Source organism: Lysinibacillus alkalisoli (assembly GCF_014643595.1).
Lineage (GTDB): Bacteria > Bacillota > Bacilli > Bacillales_A > Planococcaceae > Metalysinibacillus > Metalysinibacillus alkalisoli.
Genome location: NZ_BMJT01000019.1, coordinates 1 through 16,981 on the forward strand (window position 1 = coordinate 1; position 16,981 = coordinate 16,981).

Below are 16,981 nucleotides of genomic sequence, written 5' to 3' on the forward strand. Positions count from 1 at the left end.
CTTGAGAAAATAAGGTTAATAAAAGAACGGTTGGAGAGACTTCTAATTCCCCGGCTTTTTGTTTAATTTGTTTCCACTTTTCTCCCTCTAACTCTCCTGTCAAGCGATACCGTGTAACATAGGGAAATCCCTTCTTTAATTGTGGCTTCCCCTGAGGGAGGGACGGCCCCCCTGGAGCCGTCTCTAACTTCTCCATCCAATAATTTAGATCGCATTTAAACACATCGGATTGTTCGAATTCCTTCCAAGCCATGACCATATCCCTAAACGACACATCTATGTCTGGTAGCTTATAGGTCGAATCATGATATAGCTGATACCATTGATCCAACAGTAAATCCACACTGGCTGCATCTACAATCCACTCATCAATACTCAAGTGAATGAGAACATTATCGTTAGGTAGTAAAGAAAACTGAAGGTCAAACAAAGGCCATTGACCTGCTTCATATAATTTATGAGAAAGTTCATTACGTACCTTTTGTTTATGGGTTCCAATGGTGCCAAGATCAACCATTCTCAAATCATGAATTGGCATATCAAAAGCTGGTATTTCACGCAAAATGCTTTGTTCCCCTGATGAATCAATAATGGTATGTAGCATTTCATGATGGTGAACTAATTCCATCCAATTCTGTTTTAGTTTTTGGACATTGAGATCCCTTTTCTCAAATTCACAGTAAATGTGACAACCTATTGTATCTTGACTCATTCCATAGAATTTCCCTATTAGGAAAGACTCTTGAATATCAGTTAAAGGAAAATTATTAAATCTATCGTTATCATTCTTTCTTAGCCTTGGATATTTAAGTTTTTTTATATCCTTGTAACCAGATTGAGTGTTTAAAGATAGCTTCTCTCGCATTTCTAAAAGGTACTTCCTTTTTTGGTCTTGTGACAACTTTAAAAAGTCTTCTTTATGCAACATGACCTCTCCTTACCACACATTTTTTACTTGGTAGTCATTCTTTCAAATAGCGCTATCAAGGTCTCCTCGTCAGCATTTGTTAAATCATCTTGACTATTCGGTGAAACCCCCTCTTGTTTAGAAGGTAAATTTAATACCGTACTGCTAAAGTCTATTTTTCCCTCTATATAAGAATGGATAGCTTCAATAGTTGTTGATTTACCTAATACCTCTAAAGGAATATCTACAGACAATTCCTCTTCTAACAAGTACTTAAGTTTTATTGCCATAATGGAGTCAAATCCATAATTAAATAGCTTCACATTAAGATCTATACTTTCTATTCCTATCAATTGCTCGATTTTATCTGTTACTAGACTTTTGTAATGTGAATAATCAAGGCTTTGTTTTGAATTGTATAAATTAAGATCCTTATAAGCCTCTACATGGACTTGAGAGTTCTTCTCGGCCTCGTTTAGGGTTGCGAAATCTTTAAACCATAGGCTTTGGCTGTCAAACTCATAGGTCGGTAGTGAAATTTTTGTGACAGTCCCCGACTCATATAATCTTTCCCATTGTATAGGGTATCCTACAGCCCATAACCTTGCAATTTTTGTAAAGTCTTCTTCAACAATGGCCTTAAAAGTAACTGCTTCAATAATTTCATTATCTAATATCCAGTCTAAATCTATCTTATGTTCAGCCGCATTACCTTCAATCCAGGAGTGTTCTTTTCTATCTATATAATCGTCACATTGATTGATCAGATCTTCTATGTCAGTAACAATCAAAATGATTCTTTCCGCCATATCTTCTCTACCAGTCTGCAAGGTATGTGCCAATTCTTCTATAGATACATCCCTATTGTCTTTCAACCATTTTCTAAATGAAGAAAGATAGGTTAACAACGATCTTTTCGTTTTTGCAGAAAAAGGTATTAAATGTTTCGTTTTATTAAAAGTATTAGTTTTACTAATTTTTGCATACTCTTCTAAAATAATGTGTGCATTAGTACCACCAAAACCAAATGAATGCACTCCCACTTTTATGGTTGAATCCTCATCACCCGCATTTTTTTCTGTTGGTCGTAATTCTTGTGGTTGGTCAACAATATAAAAAGGAGAACCCTCTAAACGAATGTTTTCATTTAAGTTTTCAAAATTAATAGTAGGTGGGACTTGTTTATACTTAAGAGCTAATACCGCTTTCATTAAGGATGCGATACCAGAAGCAGCCTCTAAATGACCAATATTAGGTTTTATACTACCTATTCCACAATAATGTTGATTATTTGAAGCACTAGAAAGTTGTTTAAATACTTTCTTAAAGGCATCAACTTCTATGGAATCACCCAATTTAGAAGCTGTACCATGAGCCTCGATGTAGCTTAGGGACTCGGGTGAAATATTTGCATCTCTTAACGCTTTGATAATAACATCAGCTTGTCCATTAATACTTGGTGTAGTGAGTCCATACCCTTTACCACTATGGTTAACAGCGCTGCCCTTTATGACTGCATAGATATTGTCGTTATCTTTTAAAGCAGCTTTTAAAGGCTTTAATACAATAACACCGCAGCCTTCTCCCCTTAAGTAACCATCAGCTTGTTCATCAAAGCTTCTAATTTGTCCACCTTCAGTCAACATACCTGCTTTAGTTGCCCTAATAAATCCATCAGGTGAAAGTAACGCATTAACGCCACCTACTATTGCTAACTTACTTTCTCCTAGTTTCAGCGATTGTATTGCACGATGCAGACTAACCAGTGAACTTGAACAAGCAGTATCAATAGCCTCACTAGGACCTTTAAAGTTAAATATATAGGAAATTCTATTTGCTAAAACAGAGTGATCGTTTCCTGCTACAGTGTGTCCCTCATTGATACCTTCTTTAATAAGCAAGTTATTATAATCATTAGTAAAAGCACCAATAAATACGCCAACTTCTTCTCCAGATAGCAACGAAGGCTTATGACCAGAATCTTCTAGAGCTTTCCATACTTGTTGCAATAAAATACGTTGCTGAGGATCCATTAGTTTAGCCTCTGCTGGTGAAATACCGAAAAACGTGGGATCGAACTTATCGATATTTGATATAAATCCTCCCGTATTTACGGAATTCTTACCATTCTGGTTTAGATCCCCATGCTGTTTTTGCCAATCCCATCTCTCAGGAGGAACCGTAGATATAGAAGATTTACCAGCCAATAAATTTTCCCAGAATTCCTCTACAGAATTAGCACCCGGAAATTTCGAACTCAGTCCTATTATCGCAATGTCCGTCTCTTTCTTAATTTCTAAAATGTTATCACTCAACTTCTCTGAATGACTTAATGAGTCAAGTTCATTTTCATTTGAAGCAGCAATCTCAATCAGAGGATCATATCGAATAATCTTGTTCTCATAATGACTTTCCATTATAAGAGAGTGTTGTTCACAGAGATATTCTGAAATAGCATTTAATGTCGAGTATTCAAAAAATACTGAAGGTGAAATTTGAATGTCATAAAAATTGCTAACTAAACCACTGAATTCAGTTATTGAAATAGAACTTAACCCATACTCGGTTAGATCTCTTTTTACATCTATTACTTCATTGTTAGAAAGAATTTGTTGAGCTAAAATCATCAAGTCTTCCTCTACATAGTCTATTACTGACTTTTGAGCTACTTGAATATTCATGCTAGATTTTTGTACATCCTTATTTTTAAACAGTTGATGCACCCTGTCCCTTTCGCCTTTTATTACAGCAAGTTGTGGGTATTCTAGATTCATAGCTATTTCAAATGCTTTAAGACCTTCTTCTTTTTCCAAATCATAAAGCCCTAAATCTTTTTGTATAGCATTCCTTTTAGACTCATCAATTTTCATACCACCCTCTGTCCAAAAAGGCCAGTTTATTGATAATGTCTTTCCAAAACGTTTTCCTTGTTTTCTTAATGCTTCTCGTTTTTGTGCAAAAGCATCTACAAAACTATTTGCATAAGCATAGTCGCTTTGACCAATATTCCCCATAATAGGTGAAATTGAAGAAAAGAGGACAAAACACTGCATGTCTTCATCTTTGGTTAGCTCATCTAAATAAAGAGTTCCGTTAATCTTTGGCTTAAAGACTTGATCCACTTCATTTATCGATTTATTTCTGAAAAGACTGTCAGCTATAACTCCAGCAGATTGGAAGATTCCATTAATTCTTTTGAAGCTACTTTTAGTAAACTGAATTAGATTTTCAACATTTAATCTATTAGAAATATCGCATTGGTAATATAAAGCTTCTCCACCGCATAACTGAATCTGTTTTATTGCTTGTCCTACTTCGTTATCATTTGACCTTCGGCCAGTTAGTACTATCTTTGCTTTTAAGGTCTTTGCTAAATATTCTGCAAAGATTTGTCCTAGGCCACCAATTCCTCCAGCAATAATATAGACTCCATTCTTCATTAATACATTGTTAAAAGGCGAAGTGTATCTTTCTAAATTTACCTGTTCGTATTGTTTAACTAGTCTATTATGTTTTTTGTATAATACATCGTGAAATGAATCATCTTTAGTTATTTCTTGATGAAGAATACCTAACAACTCATAATCAGTATCCTGATTGACTTCATGATGAACTTCTACAATTTTCCCGTTAAATCCACTATATTCCTTCTCCAACACTCTTAAGAATCCGGAAACGGCCTCATGTTGAGGCTGTGAAAGTGATGAAGTGTTTATATAGGTATATAAAAGGTTAATTTCTTTTTGATACCCTACTTCCATTAGTCCCTGAACACTTTTAAATAGGTTAAGAACAGATAATGAATTATATTCAGAATGAGCAGATGCTTTACTTAGATAGACTACGTTTTCTATTTTTTCAAGGTTTTTATCACCTAAAAATTGTCTTAAGTCCTCTTTATTGGATATATCTAAAATGAATTCATTTGGATTAATTTGTCTACAAGCTATACCTGGCTTAACTAGAATCAGTCTATTAAATCTTAAGTATTGGCTTGAAGATTTAATTTGATCTCCTGTAAATATATTATCTACATCAATCAAAAGAGTAGTTCCTGAAATAAATTCAGTTGAATTTATGTCAGAAACTTTCCAATTTGGCTTGTATAACATAACTGGTTGCTTTGAAGTTGGAATGTTTTCTAATTTATATTCTCTTTGGGTAAACCCCTTAATTTCCATAACAACTAAATTCTCAGCATTCAATAAGGATAGGTGATACTTTCTCATACCCACCTTCTCATTACTATTATCCTTGCTTACTAGAACTCTTGATCCAGATTGAAAGCCTTCATAAATTTTAATTTTATCAATAGTGAAGGGCATATAAGGATGAGAATCATTTTTATCAAAACTAAAACCTACTGCTGACTGGAATACTGAGTCAATAAGGCATGTTGCATCATTACCACTGATACTAGTGTCTAGGTTTCCAAGTACATATTCCTCATCAATAAGTAAAGAATCAATCAGTTGGAATGACTTTCCATATTTTATTCCTCGTGAATTAAATTTACTGTAGAAACTAGCCTTATTTATCGTTGATACGCTGTGACTAAAAACATTTTGTATAGTTTTATACGGTTGATCAACAGCACCTATAAAAACACTCCCTGTAGCATGAATGTCATCATCAACCTTAATATTAAAGGTAGTGGATAATTGTCCTCTTTCCATCAGCTCTATTTCAATTTCCACTTTATGCTTAACTTCTATAGGCTTCATCCAGACAAAATTCTCTATCCTAAAGTTCTCTTGTTTGTAAAACTCATTGATGGCTTTTCTAACGAGTTCAATATACATTGCTGCCGGGACAATTTTTTTATTTGAAATTTGATGTTCTTCTACCCAAACATCATTGTTATTTATAGTAGTAACGATTGAAGACTTTCCTACTGTCTCTTTCTTAGAAGCTTCATTACGGCCACTTTTCTCTTGCACCGGTTCCTCTATCCAAAACGATTCTTGTAAAAATGGATAAACCGGTAAAGGTACCGTCCTCCACTTTCTATTTGTAAATAATCTTTCCCATTCTAAATCATTTTCTTGAACAAATTGTTCTGCTAATTCAGAGAGGTATAGTTTAAAATCTTCAGATGAATAATTCAGATTGTTTTTCACATTTTCAAAAACCCTAACTGATTGATTTTTCTCTATAAATAAACCATGATTAATTTGTTTTAACACCCCATGATTCACGTCTTGATAATTACCATCTAGAATACGAAGTAAAGCATTTGCTAAATCATCTTGGCTAGAGACTATAAAGGATAGTCGATGCGCATGAAAACTTCTTCCTTTAAGTAATGTATATGAGATGTCTCCCATCTCATATAAATGTCCCTCATTTCTAGTCCATTGGTAAAAATCTTCTACTTTTTGTTTTAGAGAAGTTTCATTCTCTGCCGAAAGGGTAATTAAATAATATGGATCTAGTTGTTTTTTCCTGTCTTGTAGCTGTGGAGCTTCTTCGACTATCATGTAACAATTAGTACCACTGAAACCGAATGAACTAATACTCGCTCTTCTAGGATGCCCATCGGTCTTCCATTCTTTAGTGTCAGTATTCACATAGAATGGACTATCTTTAAAGTTGATATGCTCATTTTTATTTGTATAATTTAAAATTTTAGGAATTTTTTTATACTTAAGTGACAAAATAACTTTAGTCAAACTTGCTATTCCCGCACCAGCCACTGCATGACCAATATTGGTTTTCACAGAACCAATTGCACTATACTGAACGTTTTTTGTAAATTTTTGAAAAGCATTTGTTAGAGCTTTTACTTCTATTGGATCGCCTAATTTAGTTCCTGTACCATGAGCCTCTACCATAGTGATGGTTTCTGGATCTATCTCGTATTTATTAAGAGTGGTTTCAATGAGATTTGCTTGCGAATCTACACTCGGAGCCGTAATACCATTGGTAGTCCCATCCTGATTCATTCCAGACCCTTTAATAACAGCATGGATAAAGTCTCCATCTTCAATAGCTTTCTGTAGTTCTTTCACAACTACAAATCCCACAGCTTCTCCTGGAACAAAGCCATCCGCTTCGTTATCAAATGTTTTACATAAACCATTTGGTGAAAGCATACCCATTTTGCTTGATGTTACATGTAAATCTGAGGTGCTCATGATATGAACTCCACCAGCAATTGCCATTTCTATTTCTCCATTTAAAATACTTTGACAAGCCAAGTGAATGGCAACAAGTGATGATGAGCAAGCAGTATCAATTGCTAATGTCGGTCCTTTAAGATTTAAAAGATAAGCCAATCTTGCAGACAGAATAGCTGAATCATTACCCATTAAAGTAAATGAACTGTTGTTTATACCGCCTCTTAATAATCTAGTTGTATAATCACCATTCCTAATGCCTACATAGGTACCTACATTTCGAGAGTAAAGGGAGCGATTTGAATAACCTGCATGTTCTAATGTTCGATATGCCTCTTCTAAACAAAGACGCTGCTGTGGATCCATTAGTTTTGCTTCATGCTTGGAAATATTAAAGAACTGCGCATCAAATTTATCAATATCAGGAATAAATCCGCCCCACTTACTGTAGCTTCTGTTAGGGGTTTGAGGATTAGAATCATAATACTCTTCTTCCTTCCATCTCAGCTTTGGAACCTCACGAATTGCACATATGCCTTCTGAAATATTCGTCCAATATTGATTGATATTTGCCGCTTCAGGAAACCTTCCGGAAAAACCAATAATCGCAATTTCCTTTTGGACCTTTAATTTTTCTTCATTGTCACTAAGGTCTGTTACCTCTGCTTCTTTACTTTCGTAAAATGTTTGGATATTCTCTTTTCGCTCTTTGAATAAAGCAGTTTCTATCGTATGCTCCTCTGTTATATAAGTAGCAAGAGCATCAATAGATCTATACTCGATAAAGTGAGCAAGAGTTAATGACCATTTATATTGTTGATTTAAAACTTTGATATAATTAGCAAAATCTGCAGAGGTAAACTCTAAGTCTTCGAAATTTTGCTCCCCATCTAGGTCCGTTGTTTCTACTTGTAATATGTCAGCTGCATGTTTCTTTAATACCGAAAGAACTTTTTTATAATCAGTATTATTGTTTACCCCGAAATTATAATCTTTTTCATTTATAGTTTTTTCTTGCATTTCTGAAATACTTTTTGGCATCCCTTTGTCTACTAGTCGAATAACATCCTGTAGTGTAGGACAATTATAGAGATCTGTAGTTGTAATTTCGGTATTAAACTTTTCACTAAGTAATGTTGCAAAGACTACAATAGAAACAGAATCGAAACCAACTTCATATAACTTTTTGTTTATATTCACGCTTTGGTTATCAACTTCTAATATTGAAGCAGCACAATTAATAATTAAAGTCATAGTATCTCTATCTTGAGAAATGGACTGATGACCAATTAACCTATCAGTCTCAACTTGTGTTTCAATTACTAGTTTTTTATCCTTAGCTGTTTTTATTATTTTCTCCTGAACTTTTTCAGTTGAAGAAGAGGATGTTTGGCTATCAATATTTGGTAAGAGATCGTACTGTTCCTTCTGCATAACGAGCTGAGCTAGCTCGACCAAATTGTTGCAATCATATAACTCTGTTACCTCTATTTTTGCATTCAATTTATTATTAATTTGATGGGCAAATTCAACTATGGTAACTGAATCAAACCCGACAGCATAAAACTTTTTAGTTATGTTTACGGAGTCAGCCTCTACCTCTAATATTTGTGAGACAATTTTTTTTATGCTCTCTAATATCAAATCTTGATTGATTTTAGGTCCTATTAAAGAATCCTTACGATCAATCAACTCCTTCAGGTCTACCTTACCGTTCGGTCTCTTCGGTATAGAGTTTATAATTTCAATCCGGAAAGGAACCATGTAATCTGGTAACATTTGATCTAGATATTGTTTTAAATCCCCTTCATTTACTTCTCTTTTACCAACTACATATGCGTATAATTGGTTGCTGTTACTTTTCGTTTTTTTTGCCACTACTACATTCTCTTGTACATGACTATGCTTATTAATCACTGATTCAATATGACCTATTTCAACTCGTTTACCTCTAATTTTTACCTGGTGATCAATTCTTCCGAACAATTGAATGGTTCCGTCAGATAAAAATCTTGCTCTATCCCCTAAACGATAGAGTATCTTCTCTTTGGATATATGGGGAATATTGCAAAAGCTCTGCTTGTTGAGGTCTGGCCTATTTACATACTCTAATGCTAAAGGTGCACCGCTTATGTAAATATCCCCGATTACTCCTAAAGGAACCTGATTTAGATATTTATCCAACAAATAAATTTCTGTATTAGCAATCGTTTTAAAATTAGGTAAATTAGATACATTTTGTTTTTCTTTTGAGTCAAAATATAGAACTCCATTAGTTTCTGTAGAACCTAAATCATTTAATAATATTGCATTGGAAAATATGCTTTGAAATTGATTGAATGTATCTACTGTTAAAGGCTCTCCTGCTGTAATACAAAGATTTATAGATGATAAATACTGTTTAGCATCTAAGCTAGATTGAAACAACATTTTCAATAAAGATGGGACAGTCATCATGATAGTAATCTGATATTTGTAAATAAACTCTAATAGTTTATTAGGATCGGCTATTACTCTATCGGGAATAATAACAGTTTGTATACCCTGAAGTAGCCCTCCTAACAATTCCCACATAGAAGGCATGAAATTCAGGGCCGTACGCTGACACATTACATCCTCGTTTTTAAAAGGATAGTTCTCCCATGTCCAATTAAATCGATTAATGAGTTGTATCTGCTTATGTTTTACACCTTTCGGAACACCTGTCGATCCAGACGTATACATAATAATAGCTGGATCTTGACTGTCTAATTTTACCCCTAAATTTTTATCGTATTGAGATAATTTTTCTTGCATAATATCATCTGCAATAATCATTTTTACATTTTGATTAGGGAGAATTTCAAAAAGAGATTTTTTACTAATAAAGTGTTCTATTTTTAAATCTTCAGTAATTTGGGAAATATAATCTGAAGGATACGAAGCATCGAGTGGGACGTAGATACCTCCCACTTTCAAAATCCCTAAGAGTGCCATATAAGTATGTATTGACCTGTCAATATAAACACCTACAGGTGTACCCTTTGAAACACCCGAATCAATAAGCTGTTGACCTATGTAGTTAGACATTCTATTTAACGTAATATAATCAACTTTTTCTTCTTCGGTAATGACGGCTGTCTGGCTTGGATTTTTCCTTACTTGTTCCTCAAATAGAGAAGCTAAGTCTTTTTCAAAGAAATAATCTCTTTTTTCTCCATGGTAAAGCTCTAACCTATTTTTCTCTTCAGTAGATACCATAGAGCATGTACCAACACTCATTTCATCATCTTGAATCATGCTCCTCAAAATGTATTTATAATGACAACTCATATTTTCAAGATCAATCTTACTAAAACAATTAGAATTGGATAAAAACTCTATATTTAAACCCTTTGATTTATTAACTCGAAGAGATAAATCAAAGGGTGGTTCTAAGATATCAGGCAAGGAATTTTTACTTTCTTCAGATTCCACATATAGAAATGAGACATTAAATTGAGAAGCATATTCATCAGGCATATGTTCCTCTATCCATTTAATACCCGGAAAAAAGTTCTCTTTATAAAGTGTGTCTGTATAATCCAATTCCTCATTTATATTTAAAAAGGAAGTACCTTCATTAATTTCTACTTTGACAGGTGACTCAGAGATTCCCTCAGGCAAATTAGAAAAAATGTTTGTGACAACTGGTATCTTTTCTTGAGAAGTATATCGATGAAGTAGGACAATCCATGCTGTTAGTAAAAGAGTAGAATAGCTCCTGTCAGTTTTCTTCGCATATTTACTAAAGCTTTTAACTTCATTTGTAGTGAGTTTAAAACTAAAGGTAGAAAAAGTACTTTTGTCTTTACCTACATCAACAAGGGTCGGGAAGTCACATCTTAAAGATAGTTCAGTAAACTCTGATGACCAAAATTCTTTTCCCTGATTAGTTAATTCTGTAACCATTTCTTTAGAGAGCTTTTCTATCCATTGCTCTTCCTCAGCCGTAATTTCTCCAAGAATCGTAAGGTCTTCCCCATTTACTAGTAGCCTACAGCCCTTTTCTTTCAACTGAAAAATGAGTTGACTAGTATGCATTTTTTATCCTCATTTCCTTAACTAGATTAATTTAAAATTTTGTTCAATTTTTTTACGCATGTAGTCTTTATTAAATCGTGTTGGTTCCATTCTAATTGCTATGAAATAACCGTTACCTTTTAGTACATTGGCCGAATGTTTAATACCTGCAGGAATCCATATTGTAGAATTAGAGGAAACAACAAATTCTTCTTCTCCTAACTGAATTTTGTACTCAAGACCCCCTTCTTTACCAACAATGATATTTATTTCATCTTCATCATCATGCACATGGGGAATAGTATAGTCTTCATCTAAACCATTTGCATTTGTCACTTGATGAATTGCTAAATGAAAAGGAAATTCATTTGAAAAGAATCTCTCGATACTTGGGACGTCTGTATGAAAAGGAATAGAGGAAAGTGGACTATTTTCATTCTTAAAGATAAGTTTTTCATATGGAAAGTTCATAATATATCTCCTTTGGTTTCAAATGTTGTTATTTTTTAGGTAGTACAAAAGTCACCCCATCTCCAATAGGGAGAAGGCTTATTGTAACTCTGTCATCGTTCATGATTTTTTTGTTTAGTTCTCTAATAGCTTGAACATCACGAGACTGATTTAAGGGATTTACTACACTGCCCCCCCATAGCACATTATCTATAACAATAACCCCACCAGGTCTTATCAAAAGAAGTGCTTTTTCGTAATAGTTCATATAATTTTCTTTGTCTGCATCGATAAAAATCAGATCATAATAATTAGCCTTATGATTGCTTAAAAGATTATGCATTGTATCTAATGCGGGGGCAATTTTTAGATCAATCTTATGGGAAACCCCAGCTCTTTCCCAATATCTCCTTCCTATCGATGTCCATTCTTCATCTACATCGCAGGCTGTAATCATCCCATGTTCCGGAATAGTCATCGCAAACCATAATGTACTATAGCCTGTAAAAGTACCTATCTCTAATAATTTAGAAGCATTCATTAGTTTAAGAAGTACTGTTAGAAATTGCGTTTCCTCTGGAGGAGTTTGCATAGCAGCCATAGGCAATTTTGCTGTCTCCTCTCTTAATTCTTTCACCAGTGATGGTTCCTGAAGAGAGTGCTCCAGTACATAGTTATATAAAGTATCTGTTAAATTAATTGTCATTTTTGTCATTGTTATCACCCTTGATTAGTCATTACTAATAATCGTTTACTTTCTAATAGTTTTTCTGTTTCGACCATCATTTTTTTAGCGATAACATCTACGTGCCTATTGTTCCAATCCTCTAGCTCTGTTCCTTTTACCCATCTGTTAAATGCTCCCAAGGCAGGTCCACAATAGATATTGAAATTGACCTTTTGTGAAGTATCACCTTTTATCGCTAGTTGGACCGAATTGTTTTGATAAAATTTTAGTAGCGCTTGCATATCACTTTTGGGTGTTCGTTTTTTAGAGGAAGACTGTAGTTCATCAGCTCGTAAAATATTTTGAATTTTCTCACTTAGATATTTCTCTTCAATTATTTCCTTAGTTTTAATATCAATATCCGAAATGTCATTGTATTGTTTTAACAAATCGTATAGTTTATTAGCTCTAGGTGGGAAAAATACTCCTTTTTTCACTACTTGTGTTTGTCCTCTAATTTCTAAATCATTAACGCTAGGAACAAAGCTCATATCATGTAAATCAACTTTTTGTAGCATGTTTTTAACTACGTTGCTCGTTTTAGCCTCAACTGTACATTGATTTATAGAACCTGTTAAAACGAAATCAGCTCCAAGCAAGAATGCTACTGCAGCTGTTTCAGGAGTTCCGATTCCCCCTCCTGCCCCAATTCTTACACGCTTATTAAATAACTTTTCTTCCGCCAACTTATCTCTTAGTTGAATAATAGTCGGAAGAACAAGGTTTAAGTTTGATTGACTCGTTTCCCCACCACTATCCCCCATCACACAAATATCATCAACAAGAGGAACTTGTTTAATCATGCTAACTTCATCAAATGTAATTTGTCCTTCCTTAAAAAGTTGGTCAATTAGTGGGTGTGGAGGAACACTTAAAAACTCCATAGCAGTTTCAACTCTAGATAATTTAATAAGTATTTTATTCTTAATAAGAATTTCTCCTGTCTCAGAACGACTTAAGCCCTTTGCTCTAAACTTTAACAATGACGGACTAATAGTCCAAAAACCGGAAGCTTCTATAGAGCAGATATTATGTTTAAGAAATAGATCCATGATTTCCTCTTCTTTGTAAGAGTCATGTATATTAGCTGCAAAATTACAGCCAAAAGCCTGTCCTTCTCGAACTAACTGTTTAGTTTCTACTATAATTTTTTCTACTTCTTTTAATTCTAAAGACCCTGTTCCAAGGAAAGATAGAAAACCATTTTGAGCCATCTTTGCTACTAGTTGAGGAGAGGAAATACCTTTGTGCATAGAACCTACGGCATATGGGTATGATATATTATAGTCTTCACAGAATTCTCGATCCCCTATAGAAACCACTTTTTTGGTATTCCTTACTTCAGTAGAAATTCGGTTAACTAAAGAAGTTACTTTTTCATCTTGGTAATGCTTTTTTTCCGTTCTCTCTGATTTAATTTTTAATACTAAATCTTTTAAGACGTTCCCTGGTCCTATCTCATAAAAGTCTGAAACACCTTCATCCATTAAGTTTTGAATAGTTTGATTCCATTGCACTGAACTTGTTAGCTGTTTCACAATATTATTTTTGATGTTACTTTCTTTGTAAGGATGGGCATCTACGTTCGAAAGAACTGGTATTCTGGCCTCATTGAACAGGAATTGATCAACATATTTTTTATAATCATCTTGAACATCAGACATATATCTAGAATGAAAAGGACCACTCACATTTAAAGGCACAAATAATTTAGCACCTGAATTTTGAAATATTGGCTGAGCTCGTAAAATATCTTCTTTGGGACCAGCAAGAACCGTTTGACTAGGAGTATTTAAATTGGCAATGTCTATTGTCATTAAATTATGGTCAATAAGTATATTTTGGATTGCTGTCTTTGATAAACCTACAACCGCTGCCATCCCTCCACCTGTTATACTAGACATCAGTTCTCCACGTTTTTTAACTAATTTTAAACCCGTCTCGAAGTTATAGACATCAGCAGCTAAAAGGGCATTATATTCCCCTAAACTGTGACCTATTAAATAATCAGGCTCCCCGTTTTCTTGGCGGTATTTATAGTAACTAAGAGAATTTACAACATACAGGGCAGGTTGAGTATATTGAGTTTGTTTTAACTTATTCTCCTTATCACTCAAGCAAAGATCTTTAATGGAATAGCCAAGAATCTCATCAGCTACTTGAACGTATTCAGCAAACTCCCCAAATAAGTCTTCTCCCATACCTTTTTTCTGAGAACCTTGTCCTGGGAACATATAAGCTTTCATTTAATCACCCTCATTATTAGGATAAAACTTCCGATTCTACCAATAAGTTTAATGATATAGCAAAAGTACATTTTATTACATATTTTCACAAAATATTCACGTAATTTAGTAATAACGTACTAGAAAAATAAATAGTGCTTTTAAACTATCGAAATCTGTAGAAAATTACTTACTGTCCATTTATGTTACCAATTGTACAGATGGTGTCTTGTGACTCAAACTTAGTCTGAACCATATTAATCCTACAAAATTTTTAAAATCAATCGTATCTTCTTAAATAAAACTTATTTTAAATATTATTATTAACTCAACTTTCGCAGTAAGATTTTCACCCTCATCTCTTGACTTAACTAGCCTGTACGCCAACTAGAAACTCCTTTGACTTTCACAAAAAGTTTTGAAAACAACGAAAAAGACACCACTTCTTTTGGTACACTACTGGTAATCAAACCAATACCACAAAGAAAGGTGTCTCTCTCTATGATAACGAATAAAGGGTACTTTGCGCAATTACCAAAAGAAATCAAACAAGGCTTTTCTGAATTAAATATCGGGTATCACCTGCGGAAATCCGGGATTACCAAGCTTTCTGGCTATTCTTGTCTCGCTGTTTTCCAATTGATTTTTTTACTCGTATTCCAATATCCAAACTGGTTTCGTGCGTTTACGAGTAAGAAAGCCGCTGATTTACCGGGTAAGGATACAGTTTATCGGTTTTTAAAGATGCCTACGTATAATTGGCGTCGCTTTTTACTATCGCTTAGTAGCGAGATGGTGCGTCTCATCAAGCCGTTAACCGCTGAAAAACGGGTGACCGCCTTTATTATTGATGATTCTGTTTATTCACGGAATCGCAGTAAAGCCGTGGAACTGCTGGCGAAGGTGTTTGACCATTCTTTACACCGTCACTTAAGGGATTTCAATTACTCACGCTTGGCTGGACCGATAGCAGCACGTTTATTCCTGTGGATTTTGCGTTAATGAGTTCCGCTAAAAAGGAAAACCGCTCCCAAGAAGTGGACGAGTCGATTGACAAACGAACGTCGGGCTACAAACGTCGTGTCTTCTTTACTCGATCACGCCTTAAATCAAGGCATTCTGGCGGATTATGTCCTCATGGATTCATGGTTTACACAAGCTCCTTTAATCCAAGTCATCACGGAGAAAGGGCTCGATGTCATTGGCATGGTCAAGCCATTAAAACAGCGCTACCAGTACGAGGGCAAACAACTGATGCTTCAAGAGCTGTACCAGAAAGCCAAACCTACGATGAGCAAGAAGGATATAATAGGCGCCATCCATGTACAGTTGGGCAATGGCATACCTGTCAAAATCCTATTCATTCGTAATCGCAATAAGCGGAGTGAATGGTTGGCCATTTTAAGTACCGATACAACGCTTGACGCAGAAGAAATCATCCGTATTTATGGCATGCGCTGGGACATCGAAGTGTTCTTTAAGTGCAATAAATCGCTATTAAACTTAAGGAAAGAGTTTCAATGTCGCTCATACGACGCACTCATTAGCCATACAACGATTGTGTTTACACGCTACATCCTCATTGCCTGGCAGATGCGGAAAGAAGCCGACCCCAAGACATTCGCTAACCTATTTTATGAACTAGGAGAAGATATTCAGGACATTGATTTCGTGACGGCCTTACAATCACTCATCGACCTTTTCCAAATTTTAGCAAAAGATGAGGTTGTTTTCAGCATGGACGTTTTTAAAAGTCAAATGACGAAATGGTTAGCCGCTTTACCTAGTTATTTCAAGCGATGCCTAGACATTTCTGGGTGCGAAAGTTGAGTCAGTAGTAGAATCTATATGAGCCGTTTCTACAATTAATCCAGTTACAGCAGTACCATGGCTAAGATTATCACTGTGTAATTCTGATATACCAGTAAAATCATATTTAGTGATATTTAAGTCTTTAAATAACTGTAGATTAATACCATCATCTAAAACTGCTAATTTAATATTTTTGATATTTGGTTGTTGTAACAAAGCTTGATAATTTAATTTAAAATTAACTGTTCGATCTCTATTTTTTAAAGTATAAGTTGTAACTAAACATATTGAAATTATCATAATAACAATGATAATATATGATTTTTTAAAAATTTTAGATATCACCTCTTCTTAATGTATAAATATTAGTAGTAACAAAAGTGGCTTTCTAACCCCCTTCTTAAAATTTTTTATGTATTAATGGTTCAAAAACCATTATTAAGCTCCTAAGAACATTAGGTAGCCTACATATCCATTATTTAATTATTTCTAGAAGTTGGAATGTTTAATATGTAAATTCTAAAACAAAAAAATTCTTCTGTATTTAATAACTAATAAAATATCAAAACAAGATAATTAAATACTTTAAAAAACTAATAACTTTATAACTAATTACGTTAAAGATATAAAATATCACGTCTGTTGATTAACTAATTTCTACCAATAAAATTCAATAAAAAAAGAGAGATTCCATGTAAAA

6 protein-coding genes and 1 pseudogene are annotated in these 16,981 nt (G+C 34.2%); 1 reads left to right on the plus strand and 6 read right to left on the minus strand.

Annotation, left to right across the window (positions count from 1 at the left end; genetic code table 11):
- The 5 genes from IEW44_RS15570 to fabD all read right to left on the minus strand — a co-directional run.
- A partial coding sequence (locus tag IEW44_RS15570; protein ID WP_229704275.1) for a condensation domain-containing protein occupies positions 1-925 on the minus strand: 925 nt, incomplete at its 3' end.
- 26 nt (positions 926-951) lie between these two features.
- Positions 952-11,088 (minus strand): amino acid adenylation domain-containing protein, encoded by a 10,137-nt coding sequence (locus tag IEW44_RS15575; RefSeq protein ID WP_188615987.1) that lies wholly within the window; start codon positions 11,086-11,088, stop codon positions 952-954.
- 21 nt (positions 11,089-11,109) lie between these two features.
- The gene (locus tag IEW44_RS15580; RefSeq protein WP_188615988.1) at positions 11,110-11,538 is read right to left on the minus strand and encodes a cupin domain-containing protein; all 429 of its coding nucleotides are present in this window, start codon (positions 11,536-11,538) and stop codon (positions 11,110-11,112) included.
- Positions 11,539-11,566: 28 nt separating this feature from the next.
- Positions 11,567-12,232, minus strand: coding sequence for a class I SAM-dependent methyltransferase (locus IEW44_RS15585; protein WP_188615989.1), 666 nt, complete (start codon positions 12,230-12,232; stop codon positions 11,567-11,569).
- A 5-nt stretch (positions 12,233-12,237) separates the two neighbouring features.
- Positions 12,238-14,490, minus strand: coding sequence for an ACP S-malonyltransferase (fabD, locus tag IEW44_RS15590; RefSeq protein ID WP_188615990.1), 2,253 nt, complete (start codon positions 14,488-14,490; stop codon positions 12,238-12,240).
- Between the two features lie 480 nt (positions 14,491-14,970).
- On the opposite strand from fabD, the pseudogene IEW44_RS15595 reads away from it, so the two are divergent.
- Positions 14,971-16,299 (plus strand): annotated as a pseudogene (locus tag IEW44_RS15595) (IS4 family transposase).
- Here the strand turns inward: IEW44_RS15595 and IEW44_RS15600 are convergent.
- Positions 16,273-16,626 carry a hypothetical protein gene (locus tag IEW44_RS15600; RefSeq protein WP_188615991.1) on the minus strand — a complete coding sequence of 118 codons (354 nt, stop codon included), beginning with the start codon at positions 16,624-16,626 and terminating at the stop codon, positions 16,273-16,275. The pseudogene IEW44_RS15595 and the gene IEW44_RS15600 overlap by 27 nt on opposite strands.
- Positions 16,627-16,981: the final 355 nt, after the last annotated feature.